Origin of the sequence: Streptomyces sp. SS7, assembly GCF_037993025.1 — a bacterium.
In the GTDB taxonomy this organism is placed as follows: domain Bacteria; phylum Actinomycetota; class Actinomycetes; order Streptomycetales; family Streptomycetaceae; genus Streptomyces.
The window spans coordinates 2732547-2750908 of sequence record NZ_CP141223.1; the positions used below are offsets into that span (position 1 = coordinate 2732547).

Annotated in this window: 25 protein-coding genes and 1 pseudogene; 4 read left to right on the plus strand and 22 right to left on the minus strand. The window is 68.0% G+C overall.

Going from position 1 to position 18362, the window contains the following annotated elements; genetic code table 11:
- Nucleotides 1-47 precede the first annotated feature (47 nt).
- The 3 genes from U5640_RS12270 to U5640_RS12280 all read left to right on the plus strand — a co-directional run bounded on the left by U5640_RS12270 (nucleotide 48) and on the right by U5640_RS12280 (nucleotide 3743).
- A complete protein-coding gene (locus U5640_RS12270; RefSeq protein WP_340375849.1) occupies nucleotides 48-806 on the plus strand; it encodes a hypothetical protein in 759 nt (252 codons plus the stop codon).
- Nucleotides 807-898: 92 nt separating this feature from the next.
- Complete coding sequence (locus tag U5640_RS12275) at nucleotides 899-3046, plus strand: N-6 DNA methylase (RefSeq protein ID WP_340375850.1); 2148 nt, start codon at nucleotides 899-901, stop codon at nucleotides 3044-3046.
- A gap of 61 nt (nucleotides 3047-3107) precedes the next feature.
- Nucleotides 3108-3743 (plus strand): recombinase family protein, encoded by a 636-nt coding sequence (locus U5640_RS12280; protein ID WP_340375851.1) that lies wholly within the window; start codon nucleotides 3108-3110, stop codon nucleotides 3741-3743.
- A gap of 386 nt (nucleotides 3744-4129) precedes the next feature.
- Here the strand turns inward: U5640_RS12280 and U5640_RS12285 are convergent, their stop codons facing one another.
- From U5640_RS12285 to U5640_RS12390, 22 genes and pseudogenes are all read right to left on the minus strand, one after another.
- Nucleotides 4130-4399 (minus strand): hypothetical protein, encoded by a 270-nt coding sequence (locus U5640_RS12285; RefSeq protein ID WP_340375852.1) that lies wholly within the window; start codon nucleotides 4397-4399, stop codon nucleotides 4130-4132.
- The gene (locus tag U5640_RS12290) at nucleotides 4396-4950 is read right to left on the minus strand and encodes a hypothetical protein (protein WP_340375853.1); all 555 of its coding nucleotides are present in this window, start codon (nucleotides 4948-4950) and stop codon (nucleotides 4396-4398) included. Before U5640_RS12290 ends, U5640_RS12285 begins: the two co-directional genes overlap by 4 nt.
- A gap of 295 nt (nucleotides 4951-5245) precedes the next feature.
- Complete coding sequence (locus U5640_RS12295) at nucleotides 5246-6304, minus strand: hypothetical protein (protein WP_340375854.1); 1059 nt, start codon at nucleotides 6302-6304, stop codon at nucleotides 5246-5248.
- A 214-nt stretch (nucleotides 6305-6518) separates the two neighbouring features.
- On the minus strand, nucleotides 6519-6686 hold the full coding sequence (locus U5640_RS12300; protein WP_340375855.1) for a hypothetical protein: 168 nt from the start codon (nucleotides 6684-6686) through the stop codon (nucleotides 6519-6521).
- A gap of 358 nt (nucleotides 6687-7044) precedes the next feature.
- Nucleotides 7045-7236, minus strand: a complete 192-nt coding sequence (locus U5640_RS12305) for a hypothetical protein (RefSeq protein WP_340375856.1) — start codon at nucleotides 7234-7236, stop codon at nucleotides 7045-7047.
- 477 nt (nucleotides 7237-7713) lie between these two features.
- Nucleotides 7714-8847: a hypothetical protein gene (locus U5640_RS12310; protein ID WP_340375857.1), complete on the minus strand. Its 1134-nt coding sequence runs from the start codon at nucleotides 8845-8847 to the stop codon at nucleotides 7714-7716.
- Between the two features lie 104 nt (nucleotides 8848-8951).
- Nucleotides 8952-9707 (minus strand): hypothetical protein, encoded by a 756-nt coding sequence (locus U5640_RS12315; RefSeq protein ID WP_340375858.1) that lies wholly within the window; start codon nucleotides 9705-9707, stop codon nucleotides 8952-8954.
- A gap of 199 nt (nucleotides 9708-9906) precedes the next feature.
- Nucleotides 9907-10491: a hypothetical protein gene (locus U5640_RS12320; protein ID WP_340375859.1), complete on the minus strand. Its 585-nt coding sequence runs from the start codon at nucleotides 10489-10491 to the stop codon at nucleotides 9907-9909.
- A 174-nt stretch (nucleotides 10492-10665) separates the two neighbouring features.
- Complete coding sequence (locus U5640_RS12325; protein WP_340375860.1) at nucleotides 10666-10974, minus strand: hypothetical protein; 309 nt, start codon at nucleotides 10972-10974, stop codon at nucleotides 10666-10668.
- A 53-nt stretch (nucleotides 10975-11027) separates the two neighbouring features.
- Nucleotides 11028-11540, minus strand: a complete 513-nt coding sequence (locus U5640_RS12330; protein ID WP_340375861.1) for a hypothetical protein — start codon at nucleotides 11538-11540, stop codon at nucleotides 11028-11030.
- A gap of 114 nt (nucleotides 11541-11654) precedes the next feature.
- Nucleotides 11655-11855, minus strand: coding sequence for a type II toxin-antitoxin system antitoxin SocA domain-containing protein (locus U5640_RS12335; RefSeq protein WP_340375862.1), 201 nt, complete (start codon nucleotides 11853-11855; stop codon nucleotides 11655-11657).
- 118 nt (nucleotides 11856-11973) lie between these two features.
- Nucleotides 11974-12498 (minus strand): hypothetical protein, encoded by a 525-nt coding sequence (locus U5640_RS12340; RefSeq protein ID WP_340375863.1) that lies wholly within the window; start codon nucleotides 12496-12498, stop codon nucleotides 11974-11976.
- Nucleotides 12499-12553: 55 nt separating this feature from the next.
- Nucleotides 12554-12808 carry a hypothetical protein gene (locus tag U5640_RS12345; protein ID WP_340375864.1) on the minus strand — a complete coding sequence of 85 codons (255 nt, stop codon included), beginning with the start codon at nucleotides 12806-12808 and terminating at the stop codon, nucleotides 12554-12556.
- Nucleotides 12805-12903, minus strand: a complete 99-nt coding sequence (locus U5640_RS12350; protein WP_340375865.1) for a DUF3039 domain-containing protein — start codon at nucleotides 12901-12903, stop codon at nucleotides 12805-12807. Before U5640_RS12350 ends, U5640_RS12345 begins: the two co-directional genes overlap by 4 nt.
- Complete coding sequence (locus tag U5640_RS12355; RefSeq protein ID WP_340375866.1) at nucleotides 12900-13097, minus strand: DUF3039 domain-containing protein; 198 nt, start codon at nucleotides 13095-13097, stop codon at nucleotides 12900-12902. Before U5640_RS12355 ends, U5640_RS12350 begins: the two co-directional genes overlap by 4 nt.
- Nucleotides 13094-13492 carry a hypothetical protein gene (locus U5640_RS12360; protein WP_340375867.1) on the minus strand — a complete coding sequence of 133 codons (399 nt, stop codon included), beginning with the start codon at nucleotides 13490-13492 and terminating at the stop codon, nucleotides 13094-13096. The genes U5640_RS12355 and U5640_RS12360 overlap by 4 nt, the downstream gene beginning before the upstream one ends.
- A 5-nt stretch (nucleotides 13493-13497) precedes the next feature.
- Nucleotides 13498-13914, minus strand: a complete 417-nt coding sequence (locus U5640_RS12365; RefSeq protein WP_340375868.1) for a hypothetical protein — start codon at nucleotides 13912-13914, stop codon at nucleotides 13498-13500.
- Between the two features lie 929 nt (nucleotides 13915-14843).
- Nucleotides 14844-15323, minus strand: a complete 480-nt coding sequence (locus tag U5640_RS12370; RefSeq protein ID WP_340375869.1) for a single-stranded DNA-binding protein — start codon at nucleotides 15321-15323, stop codon at nucleotides 14844-14846.
- Nucleotides 15324-15795: 472 nt separating this feature from the next.
- Nucleotides 15796-16113 (minus strand): hypothetical protein, encoded by a 318-nt coding sequence (locus U5640_RS12375; protein ID WP_340375870.1) that lies wholly within the window; start codon nucleotides 16111-16113, stop codon nucleotides 15796-15798.
- Between the two features lie 139 nt (nucleotides 16114-16252).
- A complete protein-coding gene (locus U5640_RS12380) occupies nucleotides 16253-16450 on the minus strand; it encodes a hypothetical protein (protein ID WP_340375871.1) in 198 nt (65 codons plus the stop codon).
- Between the two features lie 210 nt (nucleotides 16451-16660).
- Nucleotides 16661-17587, minus strand: a complete 927-nt coding sequence (locus U5640_RS12385) for a hypothetical protein (protein ID WP_340375872.1) — start codon at nucleotides 17585-17587, stop codon at nucleotides 16661-16663.
- 34 nt (nucleotides 17588-17621) lie between these two features.
- Nucleotides 17622-17996: pseudogene (locus U5640_RS12390) on the minus strand (IS110 family transposase); the annotation flags it as partial.
- Nucleotides 17997-18107: 111 nt separating this feature from the next.
- Here U5640_RS12390 and U5640_RS12395 point away from each other — a divergent pair.
- Nucleotides 18108-18344 carry a hypothetical protein gene (locus tag U5640_RS12395; protein ID WP_340385700.1) on the plus strand — a complete coding sequence of 79 codons (237 nt, stop codon included), beginning with the start codon at nucleotides 18108-18110 and terminating at the stop codon, nucleotides 18342-18344.
- Nucleotides 18345-18362: the final 18 nt, after the last annotated feature.

Sequence of the window (18362 nt, forward strand, 5' to 3'; positions counted from 1 at the left end):
GCCCGAACGTCCACTTCGACCAGCTGCACCAATGCGGGTGGCAGCCGATGAACCACGCAGCCCTCGCGGAGGCGCTGACCGGCCGCCAGCGCTGGGGCAGTTACGAGAGCTGTTCGGAAGACGGTCCCACCGCCTGCCGGACGTGCCCGGTCCAGCAACGCCGTCTCGCCCGCCTGGGCGACCTCCCGTGGCCCCCTGACGTGCCCGTGCTCCTGGCCCGCACGACGCCCCGGACGCCGACCCCGGGGATGCTCTTCGCTGACCCCGCCCATGGACGCAGCACGGTCGAGCTGTTCGGATGGAGGGACAGCCGGCCCATCGCCACTACAGGATGGGAAGAGATTCTCAACTCCCCGTCTATGCACATCAGCTGGCGTTGGATTCACGCCGGACGAGAGGCATTCTGGATCGTCCGGGACCGCCCAACGGCCGACGTAGTCTCGGTAGATGAGCAGCACGGCGCTGCAACCCGGCACGAGTTGCGCTCCAGGCACAGCAGCAGCCGACTGGCCGTTATGACCTGCCACGGCGCCTGCGCTCACAACACAGGCCATCTGGAACAGTTTGCTGCTGACCTCGCCGTCCACGCGGCACCGTCGACCGAGCCGGACGAGTTTCCCGAGAGCCTGCCTGGTGTGCCCCTGCTCCGCTTCTCCAACGAGGGCACCCGCACTGTCCTGAACCGGGAGCGCTCCCGCGACTACCCCGCCTCCACCGTCCACATCACCTGGGACGTTCCCGGAGGCGACAGTGCAGCCGCCGCGTTGGTCGCCCATGCCGTCCGACTCACCTGCCTTTGCATCTGAGTCGGGGACAGACATCCCACCTCCCGACCGCGGCCGGACACTCGACCTCATCAGCGCATACCCACCAGACCCACGACCGCAGAAGTGAAAGCATGACGCAGGCAACCCGCCGGTCCACGACCGCTGCCAGGCCCTCAGCCAGGTCGATTGGCGAGGACTCGGCCTCCCTGAGCACGGAGCCGGCCACACAGCACGAACTCGGCGAGGACCAGGCCTTCGACTACATCGGTGGCACCACGGTGGTCCGGGTGACGGAAGCAGAGAACATTCGTCAGCAGGTCGCACGGGCGGTCTCCGAGCAGTACGGCATCGATCCCCGCGACATGGCCGCCGACTTCCTCCTCCTCGTGACGGACCCGTCGGGCGGCCGACCGTCGCGCCGGCGGGTGGGCATCGCCGTCTTCGAACAAGGCAGGCCGCACGAGCAGGAGTTCATTCGCCGCATCGTGGTCACTGCCGCCCGGCCCAAGAAGAACCGTGCCATCTCCACCAGCAGCGACCAGGCGCAGAAGCACACAACCGAGGTCACAGCGCTGATGGACGCGGCCGGCCCCGGTTGCAGGTACGGCATGTGGACGGACGGCACCGACCTGTTGTTCCTCGGCCGTGACTCGTCCGGCGCTTCACAGAACACCGTCCTGCCCCTGAAGAACTGGCCGCCCGTGCACGCGCACACACCCGGCTCTCACCAGGATGACCCGTTCGCCGTCACCGCGCCGTCGGCCAACGAGATGATGCTGCGCCTCGCCGTACGCCGCTGCCGTAACGCCATTGGCGATGAGGGGCAGTCCAGCGACACGGCCTACTGGCAACTGCTCTACGTCCTGTTCGCCAAACTGCACCACGAGCGCCTGGTCCGCGAGGGCCGAGCGGACGCCATGTCCCCGGCAGGAACCGCCACTTCGCTGCTGAGGGACCTCTTCGTGGATGCCAAAGGTTCCGCCTCGCGAGGCCTGTTCGGCCAGCACGACCAGCTCACCTTGGGTGACCGCGCCCTCGCCTTCGTTCTCAGCGAACTGGATCCCTTCGACCTGCACAGCACCCCACCGGACACTCTCAGGAGTGCCTACCAGGAACTGTTCGGCACTCCCCTTGCCGGAGACCGGGGCCAGTTCTTCACACCGCCCAGCATTGTTCGACTTCTGGTGGAGATCACTGACCCCGCTTTCGAGGAGACGGTGATCGATCCCTGCTGTGGCAGCGGCGGGTTCCTGCACGAGACCATCGCCCACCAGGGACGTAGTCTGAGCGACCCCGGAGGGCCGACACCAGACCAGAAGGCTGCCCGCCTTCGTCAGTACGCCCGGACCCGCTTGTTCGGCGCGGACCTCGATCCTGTCCTGGCCAGGGCTGCCGGAGTCGGAGTGGCGCTGCTGACCGGCGCCCCGGCCACCACCTTCCATTTGGACTCGCTCGCATATCCCGGCGGCTCCCTGCCCGGAGCCCTCCAGGCCAGGAATCATCGTGAGCGCATCGGACCGGGAGTCGTCGATGTCGTGCTCACAAATCCCCCGTTCGGCGCTGACATCGCCGTCAGCGGTCCGGTCCTCGAAGAGTTCTGGACCGCAAGCGACCCCACTTCCACGCCAAGCGCGGCCTACCAATGGACCCGGCAGAAAGACGGCACCCTCAAGCGTGGCGCGCCGGCCTCCTCCGTCGCACCCGAACGGCTCTTCGTTCAGAAGGCCATCGAATGGGTACGTCCCGGCGGTCGTATCGGCCTCGTCCTGCCGAACGGGCCACTGTCCAATCCTGGCCCCGACGACGAGGCGCTACGCCGCTACATCCTGGACGAGTGCTGGGTCCTGGCCAGTGTCGAGATACCTGTGGAGGTCTTCCTCGTAGGGGCGGGCGTCAACATCCTCACCACTGCTCTCGCCCTGCGGAAGAAGACCGCCTCAGAGAAGAGCAGGGAGAAGAAGCACGGCCCGGTCGACTATCCGGTGTTCATGGCCGTCGTCGAGAAGGTCGGCCACGACCGGCGCGGAAATGCGCTGTATGAGCGGGATGCCGCAGGCAGCCTCGTCCTCACCCGACACGAGGAGCGGGACGAGATCATCGCCTGCGGCGAGACCATCTCCCGTACGACGATCAGGCATAGCTCCGTACTCGATGACGACCTCGCGGCTCCACGGGGACCACACGGGGCAGGCCGCCGCCAGAGCGTCATCACGGCATACCGGGAGTTCGTGGATGACCACTCCAGCGAGTTCCCCTGGATGGCGGGAGAGCAGGCGTGAGGACCGAGGCATCCGCCTTCAGCGGGCTCGGCTGGATGGGGTCACGCTCTGCTGTTGCGCGGTGCGGAAGAACGTGACAGGCACAGACCAGTCTGCGGACCAGCAGCGCGCCGTCATCGTGGGGGCGGCCGGCGTGATGCAGATCGAACCCGCAAGGCTGCTTCAGGAACCGACGGATCCCGACCGTCCAGTCCTGGCCGAGATGATCGCAGACCTGGAGCCGGGCGACGAGGTGACCGTCTTCAACCGCGAGGTCGTGGGCGACGACGCTGCCGCGGCGACCGAGGAGAAGGGCGCTACGCCGCACAGCGTCACGGAGCCACATCAGCCGACGAGGACCTTTGGCTACGTGCGGACGGCGAGCGGATCCGCGGATTCGCAGCGTGCCGCTATCACGGAGGCAGTCGGCGCGATCCGGATCTTCTCGGACGAGGGCGTCTCAGGAACCACCGCAAGCACTGACCGCCCCGGGCTGCGCGAGCTGGTGGCGGAGCTGCAGGCCGGCGACGAAGTCGTCGTCTGGCAGTACGACAGGCTCGGACGGACCCTCGAGGCAATGCGGGCCGTCGTTGAGCTGATCACCGCGAAGGGTGCGGCGCTGCGCAGTCTCACGGAGTCCCCCGCCGAGGGGTTGTTTTCGATGAAGTTCATGACGGCCCTTGCCGAGTACGAGCACGCCTGGAAGCTGGAGAAGTAGGAGCACCGCCGGCCGCCGGCGAGAAAAGAAGATCCCCGTGGAGCGCACGTCTCCGCGGGGATCTTCGGAGTTCAAGGTGGGTGTCAGGCACACCGTTCGATGGATGTGGCCCCCGAGTCGTCCTGAAGCCCGGTGGCCAGGTCGTACCAGAAGCCACTGCCCAGTCGGACCAAGGTCTTTTCCTCCCGACCTCCCCAGCCGGGGATGGCGGGGACGTCGCGTCGGTCGAGGACGGTGGTCGTGCAGATGGACTCTCCGGTGTTCTCGTCAAGGCCGCTCTTGACGACGACCTTGTCGCCGGTCTGAAGGTTCGCAAGATCATTCGTGCTGATGGTGCTGGTGCTTATGGCGCCGTGTCTCTTTCGGATCGAATCTGGACTGCGGTTTCAGTTCTGGGTCGCGCTCATGAGCGCCTTCTTCGCGCGGCGCTTCTCGGCAAGAGCCCGAAGGGTACGCAGGAGGATCCACCAGCACAGGCCGCTGAAGGCGATGCTGACGATGATCGGCGTGTACTGGTCGGTCATGACGCAGAAGACCGCAGCCGGTGCGAGGACGATCACATTCGTCGCGATCATGAGGGTGAGGAGCACCCGGCCGATCGTCTTGACGGCGCGGTCGCGCCCCGTCGAACCCGCGGTGCTGGTAGTGGCGTTCATGCGCTGGGTCCTTCCTCGATGATGTAGATCTTCTCGGCGACGTAGGCGTCGTCCTGCTCCTCGGCTGCACTCTCGACCTCATGGGAGATCTGGCTGATCACAGGGATCAGCGTCAGCCGGTCGATCGGGTAGGCCGTGCGGATGGTGATCACGGCGGTGGTGAGGCCTGCAGCAGACGGGAACGTCACGCCGTCAAGCTCCGCGTGTGCACCACGGATGCTGCAGCCCGCCGAAATGGACACCGTGTGCCGCGGCAGCTCCGGCATCTGCTCTGCGCGTGCGTGCAACGCGGCGCTCACTGCGCCGTGAGCATCAGCGAACTCGCTGGCGTGCAGGACCACCGGCGTAGCGTGCTCGTAGCCCGCCGCCACCTCGAAGGCGACCTTGGCGGCCTCGACGGCGCGCGTCGGACAGTGCGGTCCCGGGTAGACCTCGTCTCGCCCCGTCATCTCGGAGCGCAGGTGGCAGTGCGCGGGCCCCAGGTCCGGAACGCAGTCGCAGCGCATGTGCTCCGTCTGCCGGAGATCAGTGGGTTCGAGGGGCTGGCTCATGGCTGTACTCCTGGCGCTGGACGTGATCTTTCGCAGACCAGACCGCATCAGCTCCGCTGATCAGACAAAGAGAGACCCCCGCCCAGCGAGCATGATGCTCAGCAGGCGGGGGTTCTGCGGAGTTCAAGGAACCGGCGGGCGGCCGGCCATTCGGGTCGGCCTGCACCGGGGGGCAGGGGCGTTACGGCGCCGTCCTTGCGGCTCGGTGCGCCCCGGCGTGGCGGACCGAGCCCGTCCTGCGAGAGCAGGCCAACGGCCCCGCCCCCGCCGGTCGGCGCAGGCCGTGGGGCGGGGTTCAGCGCAGGCCCATGCTGGCCTCGATCGCGTCACCCTCCTCCTGCTGGTCCTGCCAGCAGGGCTCGCATGGGTCGCTCTCGGAGCACTCCGGGCTGGGCTGCCCGTTGGGGCACAACTCACCGGCGGCCCCGGCAGGCTGGGCGGGGGTTCCGCCGGTGCCGCACTCGCACGTGTGGGCGCAGCGCTCACAGTCCTCGCAGACCTGGTGCGGGCAGCAGCCGCAGGGCAGGAACCGGTTCGGCGGCAGGGTGCAGCGGTGCGTGGCCTCTGCGGCGGCCGCGGCCTCGGCCTCCTCGCGCTCCTCGCGCTTGCTGAGGAGTGCCTTCACGCAGGCCTGGCACGACACGTCGGTGCCGGGGGCCTCGAGGCTGCTCTCTATGTCCTGCGGGAAGTACGTGCCGCACGCGCTGGCGTCGCCGACGCCGCCGTCCATCTGCCTGGTGGCGTATACGGCGTAGCCGCGGTTCGCCTTCTTCCGGCTCGGGTAGCCGTCGCGCCCGGCATCCCGCTCCAGCTTGGCCAGGGCCTGGCGTACGGCGTCGGCGTCGGCGTCGGTGCGGATCCCGACGGCGCGCAGCGACTTGCACGGCCACGGCACCTGACCGCCGATCGTGTGCTCGCTGCTCCGGCACTCCGGCCGGTGCGTCCCCTTGCAGACCTTCGGCGTCGCGCAGCACCCGTGCCGGGGGTTGGCCGTCTTCGGGTGCAGGGCGAGCATCGCGCCCTGGAGGCGGAGCGCGTCCACCGCGGCGGCGGCCCGGACAGTGTCCTCGTGGGCGTCGAGGAGCGCATTCGCCTCCTCGTGGAACATGGGCCCGCCGGCCTCGGGGGCGACGAGTTGGTTGAAGATCGGGCGCCGGGTCCCGTTCACGGTCGGATCCGGGGCCTGCCCGCCCAGCTCGTCGGCCTGGTCGTCCAGCCGCAGAGCGGAGATGAGGATGGCGTCGTGGGTCTTGGAGTCGGCCGTATCCGGCAGGTTCAGTTCCGTGCGGCGCAGGAACTTCGCGGCCCGGCGCAAGGTGGGGATGTCCTTCGGGGTGAATTCGACGGCGACCATCGGTGTCCCTACTTTGTAGGTGGGTTGATTCCGGCCACTCGTAGGATCGGGAGACCCAGGAATGCCGGGTGTGGCACACGGGCGGCCACGTCGGTCTGCTGGCGGCGGAGCCGATGCCGACGACTGGCTCGTGCGTGAGGTTCACGGCGACCTGGTCGTACATCAGGGCGCTGTTGATCCGAACGGAATGCGTGGGCCACGTTCGTCGGGGTGTTCAGCTCGGTATGTCCGGGAGGTCGAGCGCCCGCCACTGCTCCCCGTTCCAGAACTGCCAGGTGGTGGTGTCGGGGTACTGGTCGTCCGACTCGGGGGCGGTCCAGTACCGGGACGCGGTGTCGCACCCCGCGCCCTCGGCAGGCGTGCCGTTCTCCTGCAGGAACATGTGCGTCCGCGTGCCCGGGTTTCCGGGAGTGCGCCGGACTGCGGTCCTAGCGCCAAGTCCGCGAGCACCCCCGGGACCGTGGCCCACGTCTTGACCTTCCTCGCCGTTGCCGGTCGCGGCCGGGGTTGTGGCGGGGCTCGAGAGTCTGGGCACGGACAGAGGGGGAGCACACGGTGAACACGACCACGATGGCCGCGCCTGTCGCGCGGCGGAACCTGGACGTCAGCGACCCCGGCGAGGTCGTATGGCCACTGTGGGCAGCCATGACCGCATCCGGCGAGTGGTTCCGGCGGGCAGGGAAGGCATGGCGCACAGACCCGGCAAGCGGCCGGGGCATCGGTTCTGCTGGGACGATCAGTCAGCGGATGGGCTTCCCGCACTGGTCGCAGCGGTACGCGTAGACGGCCATCAGGTCCGAGCGTCGCGCGGGCATCAGCGTCTCGATGTCGTCCCGCTCCCGTGCGCAGGGCGGACAGAACCAGAAACTGCCCATGAGGTACGCGACGGTTTCCTGCTGCGGGTCGCCCTGGCTGGCGTTGATCTCAGACATGGCCCGATCCTTTCAGCGCTGCGGCACGGCGGTGTAGTGGTGGCAACCCTCCAGCGCCTTCACCGGCAGCTCGGAGCCGCCGGGGGCTTGCGGTCGACGGACCACCACGAGTGTTGGCGTCCAGCGGCCTCGATGACCGGGTCATCGAGCTGCCATGTGTCGGTGGTGGACTGATCCCAGCAATCGCTGCTGGGGAAGTCACTGGCGGCCATGGCTTCGCCAGGGTGGTGGGGCGGGTGTGCGGGGGAGCGGGCTCACTCGGAGGCGGGCGGGCTCACTCACTCCAGCCAATGAGCCTGAACTCAGTTCCCTCGCTCTCCAGCTCCTGTTTCGAGCTGCACTGCTCCGAGGCCCAGACGAGGCGGAGGATCGCGTCTCCGCGCGCCGCATGCTGGCCGTGTGGCACCGGACCAACCGCCGTGCGCCGCAGTGATCGTGACCGTCATCGTGTCGGATCCCGTCTCAGTAACCCTTCTCTCAGTAGCCCTTGCGGGCCGCCGCGCGGGCCTGCGCTTCGGCGTCACGGGCGGGGATGGTGGCGAGGAGTTCGCCGGGGCTCGCGGCCCTGGCGAGGGACTTGGTACGGGCCGGGTCGGCGTACAGGGTCCACACGTCGCCGCCCATCCGGGGCCAGTAGGAGAGCTGCCAGAACCGGCGGTTGGCGTAGCTGATCTGCCAGGAACGCGGGCCGGACGGGTGCGCGCTCACACCGGCCGGAAGGCCCGGCAGTTCCGGCGCGGGACCGTACGCGCGGTCGATGTAGGCGAGGTGTTCGGCCGTCGCCGTGATGGCGACGCGCACCGTGTGCGGCCACCGGTGCCCCTCGGGCAGCATCGGCGACCACTCCTTCCACTGCGCCTCGCTGGTCGCGCAGCCGGTGTACGGCGCCCAGGCCGCACCGCGCGCGTAGTTGAAGCCGAGCCGCATCAGGTGCCAGCCGGCGGCGGTCTTCAGCCCTTCCGTGTTCGCGCCGTCGGTGATGGCGTCCAGGTAGATACCGGCGGGGTCGTTCTCCCGACCGGCCGCGCCCTGCTCCGTGAGCGGGATCATGTGGCGTTCCGCCGTGCTGCCCTCGGCGGTCATCAGCCGCAGCGTGGCGCCCCCACCGGCGAGCGGGTACGCCATGCGGATTTCCGCGACGGTCGGCAGGGCGGCGAGTTGGCCCGCACGCATTCGCTCCAGCCGCTCGGTCATGGTGGCCGACACCTGGGAACGCTCGCCGCCCTCGGCGGCCATACGCCACGCGGCGCCGTGTGCACGGGTACCCTGCTCGCGAGTTGCCGGCGCGGCGGCCTTCTCCCGTTGCTGGGCAACCGTGTTCACCGCGAGCGCGAGCGCGCCCTTACGCGTCGTGCTGTCGGATCCGATCTGCCTGCGCTCACCCCCCACCTCCCGCACCCTCCAGAACAGCGCGCCGCGCTCGCTCACCTGAAAGGCGGCGTACATGGCCTGCGGGAACCGGACACCGCCGAGAGTCTCGCCGGGCAGCGCGAACAGCCAGCCGTCAACGCCGAAGTCAGCGCCGTCAGGCTTCTTGCCGTTGGTCGGCGTGTACCGGGTGTATTCGGGCTTGGCAGTCTCCCGGACGATGCTGCGGGCCTGCGTGGTCATGCTGGGTTTCCTCTCGGGTTGCTGCCGTGGTCGGGTGTGTGCTGAGTGCCCCGGCCGGTCTCGAACCGGCCGCACTCCTCGCAGGGTCGGGGGCGCCATGAGGGCTAGAACGGGGGGCAGCACAGGGGGCCGGTGCACTCGTGCGCGGCGGCCTGCGCCTGCGCGGCCTGGCGCTCGCGCTCGGCCTGATTGCTGCGCATAATGCGCCGGGCGACACACGGCGCGTTGTCGCACGTGGTGTGCCCCTTCAGGGCGTCGGTGGAGTCGTCGAAGACCTCGATCAACCCGTAGTCCTCGCACCAGCCGCACAGCGGCTCCGGGGCGTGCAGGCTCTCGCCGTCCACGCACCCGGTCCGGTTGGACGAGTCGTACCAGGCGCCCTGCCCGTCGGCCTCGATCCACTCGATAACGCGCGCGCAGTGCAGACAGGTGTACTCAGGCTCCGGCACCGTCAGCCCGAAGTGCTCGGCCACGGCGGCAGCACACTGCCCGGCCTGCATGCCAGCGCTCGCCGTGGGCTTATGCTCGTCGCCAAACCCGTTGAACACGAACCGGGTTGACTCGTCGTCGGTGACTATGGCGGCCACGGCCCGCAGTGCGACCGTGGGCAGGTCGTAGTGATCGGCGAACCGGCGGTCCTCCGGGGTGCGGGCGGACGGGTCGGCCACACAGTGGATCCACACCCGCGCACGCCCCGGCACGCTGCACACCAGGTACTCCGTAGGCAGCCCACGCCACGGCTGGTCCACGTGGTGCACGATCCCGAGTACTTCGAGCGCGTCACGGAGCATGGCGCCGGTGTGGCCGTCATACGCGGGGTGCGTCTTGGTGAGGCTGGGGCGTGCGGTGAGCGTGGACATGCGGGGGTTCCTCCTCGGGTTGGTTCGGATTACGCGGCCGTGGACGTCCCACCCAGGTGCAGGGCGCCGTAAGGGGGTTGGGGCGTCAGGTGCCCTGGACGGTCAGGCCGCGCGCGGTGCGGTAGGCGGGGATCAGGTCCCAGGTGGAGCCAAGCCGGTACCACCAAAGAGTTCGCCGCGGTCGCGGCCGGTCGCGGGTTCAGCGGGTCTCGGCGGTGAGGTCGGCCACGCGCCGCTGGTAGGCGCCCCAGACACTTGCGGTGTCCAGGCTGGGGCCGGTGGTGTAGCCGGTGGGGGAGGATGCGTGCGCCCACGTGCCGTGTGAGGTGACGACTTCCCGGTATTCGGTGCGGCTGGCCGGGTGGGATGCGATGGTGACCCACTGCGCGCCGGTCAGGGACGGATAGGCCGCCAGGTGGGCGGCGACGGCCGATGCCATGGCGTCGGCGGCGGCGGCCGGGTCGGTGATGGGCGCCTCGGTGAAGTCGTAGTGCACATAACGGGTGTTGAATTCGTCGGTGATCACAGCACTGATGCCGAACAGTCCGGCCAGTGGCACGTCGTAGCCGGACATGGCGGGGCCGTTGGTGTGGGAGTGCGCGTCGATCCACACGTCCGGCTGGCCCGGGGCGGTGGTCACCAGGGAGGCGCCGGGCAGGGAGCGCCAGGGCTTGACCACCCGGAAGGTGACGCCGTGCGCCGTCAGCGCGGCCTTGAGGATCGTGCCGGTGCGCTCGGCGGCGGCGGAGGCGGTCTTGCTCAGGTCGTGGGGCCAGGAAAGCATGGTGTACCTCTCACATCGATGGAGTGTGGGTGGGGCTAAGTGCGTGCGGCCCGGTTCGGCCGGGCAACCGGCCTACCGGGCGGCGCGGGTGGTGGATCAGAAGAGCGGTGCGTCCTGGTCCGTGCGGACGGGCGGGGACCAGACCGGCGCTGATCGCCATACGGCGCTCGGGGCTCACCCGCCGCTGAGGGGCACGCCGGGCACGCGGAGGCCGTGCCTTTGAGGTGGGTGCGCGGCCAGAGCGGCCGCAGCCTCCGCCGTGGCCTCCGTCTGCCCGAGGCTGCTGCCCGCGCCGTTGCGGTACTCCGCCGGAGCCGGAGCCTCGGGGGTGTTGCCGTCGTGCAGCTCAGCGACCGCCGCGATGCGGGCCGCCTTGCCGCGCGCCGTGCACGGGTCCTCATACCCTGAAGACCAGACCGGATCAGCTCCGCTGATCAGGCAGACAAAGAAGGACCCCCGCCCGGCGAGCGTGATGCTCAGCAAGCGGGAGTTCTGCGGAATTCACCTGCCGACGCCCAGAGGTGAGCCCCAGTCGGCTACGGCTGGATGCTGCCGTCCGGCACGAGGATCGTGACCCGGTCCTGGCACAGCTGCTGGCTTCCTGCGTCCGTGCCTTCCTGGTCGGGCCCGATCTTCAGCCGACTCCTGTCGTGCGGGTCGCCGGTGTAGCTCGGCTTCGACGCATCGACGGGCTCGACCGTGCAGCGCAGCCGCTCGACGCGCGGCGTCTGGTCTGCTTCGTGTGGATCGATGACTCGGACCGTGATGTCGTTGATGAACGTCGAGCGGTGCCACAGGAACGACGGCTGAGCTCTGCGCTCCTCTACCGACACGCTTCTGGGCACGACGACGTTGTGGTCTTCGATGGTCGTGTAGTCGTAGGTGCCGGTGTACGGAGTCTCCGCCTCGGGGGTCGCCTTGTAGTAGGAGCCGTCGGTGCGCTTGACGAGCTTCTGCACGGGGTCCGCGACGTAGACGATCTTCGTGTTCGCCATGGCAGCCCGCTCCTGGGCGTCTTGCTCCTTGATGTGGTTGAGCCAGAGGAACACGCCTGCGACCAGAGCGGCAACTATCGCGATCGAGATCGCCCAGTCACGCAGACGTTGGCGTTGACGTAAAGGGGTGTTGTACATGGTGCTGGGTCTCTCTCATTCTGAGCGTGGTCAGGTGGTTTCGACGTCGCTGCGCACGCGCAGCCGTTTGGCGAAGAAGCCGGCCTGGACGGTGAAGTAGCCCTGGTGCAGTTCGTAGATCTCAGGGACGGGCCCGGAGGCCCATGCCTGGATCGCTTCCGGGAAGAGGGCTCTGCCCTCCCAGGCGAGGTGCCAGGCCTGGCAGTAGTAGACGAGCTTCTGGAGCTTCATCGCGGTCATCGCCGGCCGGGCGGGCTCGGCCGCGGCGTGCTTCTGCAGGATGTACTCGGCGACGTCGAAGACGGATGTCTGAGACTGAGCGATGGTTCCAACCTTCGTTCCGCTTCGATCACCACCAGTGCCGGAACAGGTAGTCGCCGCGCGGCAGTTCGCCGCGGCGGATCAGATCGGCCAGGACCAGCCGCAGCGACGGCGAGAAGGCGCGATCGGCGAAGAACCGGTCCTCGAACACGGCGTTCTCAAGGTCTTGCGTCGCCGGCGGGTTCGCCTCGACGGTGGCTGGTGTGTTTTCGTCGGCGACGCGGATGCTCAGCCAGTAGTCCAGCTCCGTCATGCCGGTCTTGAAGGCACTCTCGCCGGTGCGGGAGTCCCAGCCCAGGTAGATCTCGGCGCCGTCGAGGTCGCCGAGTGCCTGCAGGTAGTCCCCGTCGGAGGTGAGCTCGTAGAGCTTCACGCTGTCATTGCCGATGTGCTCGTCGTCCCGCTGGCATCCGCGCAGCGAGCTGTACGGCTTGCCGTAGACGCGCTCGGCGATGGCCTCGATCGGAATGTATCCGTTCTCGGCGGTCACAAGATCAGCGTGCGGTTCCAGCGTGTAGATGCTGCGGGGCGTGTATTCGGGTGCATCGGGCATGACGGAGCCTCCTATGGGTGGTTCGGTGATGGCTGCGGGGGCGAGCGCGTGCGGCTCAGTACTCGCCCCGCAGGAGGTCCGCCAGAGCCTGGGCATGGGCGTTCTTCGCCAATTCGACGGCTGCCTGCTCCTGGAGGGAGTGGATCTTCTCCCCGGCCTGGATGCGTTCCTCCACGGCGGCCATGGCGAGAATGGCGGCAGCGAGCTCGAGCCGGGCGTCCGCCACGCGGCGCTTCAGCTCGGGGTGCCGCTCGGACATCATGCTCAGTCGGTGGACGGCGGCGACCTTCTGCTCTTCGCTGATGGTCATGGTGCTACGCCTCCTTGGTGGCTCTCCCAGATCTGCCTGCGCTCCGGGCAGACCGGGTACTTTTCCGGGTTCTTCGACGGGGTCCACTTCTTCACTTCTTGCCGCAGAGGGCGAAGACGGGCTCGCCCGTCATGGAGGAACGGACGATGTCCTCCTTGCTGATGTAGTGGCTCAGGCGGTTGTGGTCACCAGCGCCGTCGTCCTTCACCCGCTCCTCGTTCTCGACGATCGAGTCGAAGAGGGTGTTGCTGTCCGTGTTGGTGCCGGGGCGGTCGAGGGTCGTGCTCATGCTGCGGGCTCGGCGAGGTCGATCTTCCGGCCGCGGGCCAGCTCGGCGGCCGGGACGACGATGCGGTAGCCGCCGACTGGGTAGCTCGGGTGGTCGGAGTACACGACGGCGCAGGTCCAGGAGCCGGAGTGGCGCTTGCGCGGCAGCGGCTCTTCCTCGACGCCGTCGGGCAGGGGATCCTTGCGGAACTCGATCGGCACCACGACGACGCGGTACGACTGATCGGTGCGCGGCTGCTGCCAGGGCAGCTCGACGACCAGGTCCTTGGGCCAGCCTTCGATGGTCACGGGCAGGGTGGACAGATAGTGGTTGGTCGAGCCTTCGGGGGCCTGAGCCAGCCGGGCCTGCTCCTGCTCTGCGGTCTCAATGAAGCCGATGCGGCTGAGGAAGCTCATGGTGGTCAGTGCTGGGCCAGTGGGCGGTGCTGGGGCCTGGCGGCCGGCGCGTGTTCGAAGAAGGCGAGCTCGTCGAGCTCGCAGCGCACGCCGTGGATGCGCGCGGCCTCCAAGGCGGCGAGGTCCTGGTGCACGAGGTCGTCCGACTTCGTCAGCCAGTGGACGAACACCCCGGTGTCGATGTCGTTCAGGGAATGACGCACGACGATGCCGATGCTGCCAGGAACTGCGCCGAACTCGTATTCGAGGTAGCCGCTGGGCTCGGCGAGGAGGACGTAGCTGCCGACGGCGGGCCGGACGCGCTGGCCGGGCCTGCCGTCGTGGTTCTTGGCCTTCGGCTTCCGTCCGATCAGGTCCGGCAGGAGGAAGGCGAGTCCCATCGTCGCGAGGGCGGCGGCGAAGACGATGAGAATGATGGGCAAGCCGGGCATCGTCTGGAGCGTGTTCATCGGCGTGGTTTCCTTCGCGATCGCAGTAGAAGAAGAGGAAAGGCAGGGCGAAGAAGCCGCTGGTCAGCGCGTCTCGCTGTAGCCGCACTCGGAACACGTGTGCGTGACCTTTTCGGCCTTCTTGCTGGCGCGGACGCCGTGGGCGTTCGACTCCATGTCGATGGCGCAGTTCGGGCAGTTCATGGCTCGGCTCCTGACGCGACGAGGATGTTCTTCAACGCCAGATCCGGATCAGCTCCGCTGATCCCTTGTGCTCACTGCCTTCACGGGACGAGCAAGGCGAGCCACGAAGAAGAAAAAACACAGCACCCCGGCGCATCTGCTGCCCAAAGGCAGAGCGCGCACCGGGGTGCTGGGGAAGCCGGAGCCGCGGAGATCTCCAGGGACGCGCCGCGGGGATCAGCTGCAGCGCTCAGGAATCGAACCTGTTCCGCGGTCGGTCTGCACGGTGTGCCCACTGGCGCACGCCGAGGATCAGTCGGCGTACTGCGGATTCGAACCGCTCCGTGCAGAAGTCTGTGGTGGGTCTACTGGGCCAACCGCCGTGCGGCTGCCCGGAAATCCTCGAAGGTGACGGGCTGCGCCGCCTGGTGGCCAGAGCCGAATGCGCCGGCCCAGCGGCTCAGGTAGCCCTTGCACAGCTCTTGGTCGGCCAGGCGGTCTTCTTCGCTGTAGAGCGGTGTGTTGGCCGCGAAGTCGAACGGCAGGGTCTCCTACAAGATGGCGACGGCGCTCACGACTGACCTCCAGACGTGACAAGGATGTTGTTCGCTGATCCCCTTCGTGGTGACATGAGATTCAGCGAAAACGAAGATCCCCGGTGACGGAGCGGGACAGGCTCCATCACCGGGGATCGCTGTATTCGATTCTCGGTATTCAATTGTGGCTTGTGGCGGCTTGGCTCAGCCGAACGGCAGCTGCTCGTCCACGGCGCTCGCGTGCGCGACGGCCGGGGCGGCAGCCGCCACGGGAGCAGCCTGGGCCTGCAGGGCCTGGTTCTGGGCCTCGGCGTTCTGCACGCGCTCATTCAGGCGGGCCTGGGTCACGGAGCGCGGCTCCAGGAAGGTGATGTCCTCGGAGATCACCTTCAGGTCGAAGACCTGCTCACCGTTCTTGGTGTAGCGGTCCATGCGGAGCGAGAAGCCGACGGCGACGAGGTCGCCCTTGTGGATGTTGGCGTAGGGGCCCAGACCCTGGGTCTGTGCGCGGACGAAGGCCTCGACCGGCACGGCGTCCGAGTCGCGCTGGTTCTGCGCGTTGGTGTAGGCGCGGTCGGTGAAGACCGTGAAGAGGACCTTCTTGGAACCGTCCTTGTTCTCGAAGACCTTGGGGTCGTTCGCGAGGCGGCCGATGAGCTGTCCGTTGTTGCGGGGGTTCGACATGAGTTCTTCTCCTCGAATACAGCACAGCGCACGGTCGACGTCGTCGTCCGCGCGCAGTTGGGTGGGTTGAGCTGAGATGTTCAGTTGTCTGTCATGCCACCATCCGGATCAGCTTCGCTGATCAGACGATGTTCTCTTTCAAATGCTTCATCTGAATCAGCTGTGCTGATCGAATGCTTTGTCATTCCGAGTCCCGAATCGGCTTCGCCGATCAGACTCGTGTTTCTCGCTGGTTTACCGGCCACTTCCCCGACCAGACCCCCGACGTGATGTCCGGATGTCCCGCAGCTCGGCTTCTACCTGGCCTGCCCTGGCGGTGTCGCCTCTCGTGCAGGCGAGCCGGTAGGAACGTTCGAGATCCGCGATCTTGGCCCGGTGGAACGTTGCGGTGGTGAACCAGAACACCAGGGCCATTGCGAAGATGATGAGAGCGCCTACGAGGAACGGACCGAGGAACTCAGGGGCGGGAGTCCTACAGCGTCACCTGCACTTCGTAGGCCGTCGAGTGGTAAGGCCCAACGGTGAGTGCGTGTATGGGCGTCACCAGACCTGCCTGCGCCAGGCGAGCCGTCAAGCCCGAGTGTTCAGACCAGTCCTTGATGAAGACGTTCCCGGGCTCGGGCGTGAGACCGTAGCCCTGCAGGCTGATCGAGATGGGCTCGGCGGGGCCCTCTGCGTTTTCGAGTTCCAGCACACGGTTCTCGTCGTCGTGCACGAGCGCTCCGGTCAGCTCGATGCCGCCGAAGTCGACGGTGACGTCGTGCTTCACGGTGGTCGTGGACTCAGCCATGGTGGTCTCTCTCTTCTCGTGATGTGGATTGTGGACGCCGATGGGCGCGATCAGCTGATGCCTCCTCCGCTTTCGCATGCTCCGTGGGCGTGAAGCGCGAGCGATAAGGCGGGGGCGGCAGGATGGTGCCGGTTCGTGGTCACGGCTGGTCCCCCTGGAGTACGGCGCGCAGCCGGGCGGCCAGGTCGGTGTCCTGACCCTCCAGCAGCGCCAGGGCCCGCTCGATGCGCTGCTCGGTCGTCAGGCGCCGGCGGCGCTCGGACTCAGCACGGTCGTGCAGCTCCTGGATCGCGGTGTTGAGCTGCCGGTTGGTGCGGGTGCGGATGATGCCGAACATGATGTGCTCCTGGTTCGGAAGGTGATCTGTCCGATGGGGTGAGCGACTGCGGCGGCGCCGGCGTTGAGCTCGTAGCGGCAGGAAGACAACCGACCTCATGGGCTCCGGCACAGCGGTAGGATTCGAGCCCACGAAGCGATCGCGCCCGTGGGCGAGGGGGATGCCTATGCCCCTGCAGATCTACTTCCGGATCGACTGCGTCGATCCAGATCAGTCACCGACCGGAACCTGTTCGCGATACAGCTCGCTGATCCGGGCAACGGCTTCAGCTGGAGGCTCATAGACCGGTGGCAGCTCGCTGAGTGCGATGTCGAGGTCTCGGGCATCCGGCAACGGTTCAGGTCGGAGCATCGCTGCTCCGTCGGCAGTGCTCAGGTAGAGCTCGATCGCGCGCTCGATACGCCTGTTGCGGGTCAGCACTCTGCTGATGCCGTTGACCTCGTCGAGGTCCAGGTCGCGGGTCACCGCCCGGTTGAGTGCCCGGCGCATGCGGTGCTCGATGGTGCAGTGCGCGTTCAGATCGATGGTGGTGTCCTTGTATCCGAGCAGCACCGCGTCGAAGACGCCCTCGATGCTGTCCGGGAGCTGCCAGCCGGGGAGATGTCCCAAGGTGCCGTCCGTCTCGCGGTCGTCGGCGTCGAACAGAAGGTTCCAGTCGTCGCGCCGGCGCATCCACTCGTCCTTCCGGATCTCCTTCGGTCGGTCAGCCTGGTTCTGGTAGTGGTAGTCGACGAAGAAGGGCCGGCCGTCGGCTTCGAGAGCCCTGAGCGCGTCGGTGTACGCGCGGTTCCCGGCGAAGGGGTACGCCAGCCGGCGCGTGCCGTAGTCGTCGTCGACCTGGCCGAAGACGATGCTGAAACGGAGCGGGTCGTGGAACGTCATGCGGTCATCGAGCCCGGCCTGCTCGTCGAGCCAGAGCTTCCGGGCCCGGTAGACGGTGTAGTTGTGCAGGGGGCCGCCCATGTCGCGTTCGCGTACCACGGTGTCATCGACGACGCGGGCGACATTCCTGGCGATGACGGGCACAGCCAGCTCGCGGAAGACCTCACGCATGCGCTTGGAGATCACGCGGGTGAGTTCGAAGAGGTCGGGCGCGTGCGCGGTCAGCCGCAGCCCGTCATACAGCTCGGTGCTCATCGGATTTTCCGTTCTCAGGATGCTCCTAGAGCTGTCAAGCAGCTGGAGCGAGGTCGTTTTGAGTGATGTGCGTGGCCGGTGTGCTGGTCAGGGCGCGGTAGACCTCGCGGGCGACGAGTCGCTTGAGGCAGCGCATGATGTCCTTCTTGGACAGCCCTTCCTTGGTTCGGCGTTCGACGTAGGCGCGGGTGCGTTCGTCGAAGCGCATCCGGACCAGCACGATGGTGTGCAGCACGTTGTTCGCGGCCCGGTCACCGCCGCGGTTGAGGCGATGGCGGTGGGTACGGCCGGCCGAGGCCGGGATCGGAGCGACACCGGCGAGGTGCGCGAACGCCCTCTCGGACCGCATGTGTTCGGGGTTGTCCCCGGCCGAGGTCAGCAGCTGGCAGGCGGTCTCGCGGCTGACGCCGAACAGATGCAGCCCGAGCCGTACACCCGGCCCGCATCGCCCGCGTGCCCGAGGTCGTGCCCGCCGCCGAGCAGCACCTCGCGTCCGCCCCGCCTGCGCGTGATCGGGTAGGTGCGCATCGACGGCATGCTGCACCGGCAGTACGGGCCCGAGTATCAGCCGGTCGCCTACGCCCCGCCCCCGGCGCCGTCCGGGCTCGACCCGCAGGCGAAGCGCACCGCCGCGAAGGGCGTGTTCGCTGCGGGCGCGGGCGCGGGCTCTTACTTCGGCATGCTCGCGCTGCAGATCCTCGTCGGCAACCTCGTGCGGCTGCTCGCCGCCGCCGCAGTGGTCGCCGTCGTACGGTGACCGCGGGCGGCAGACGTG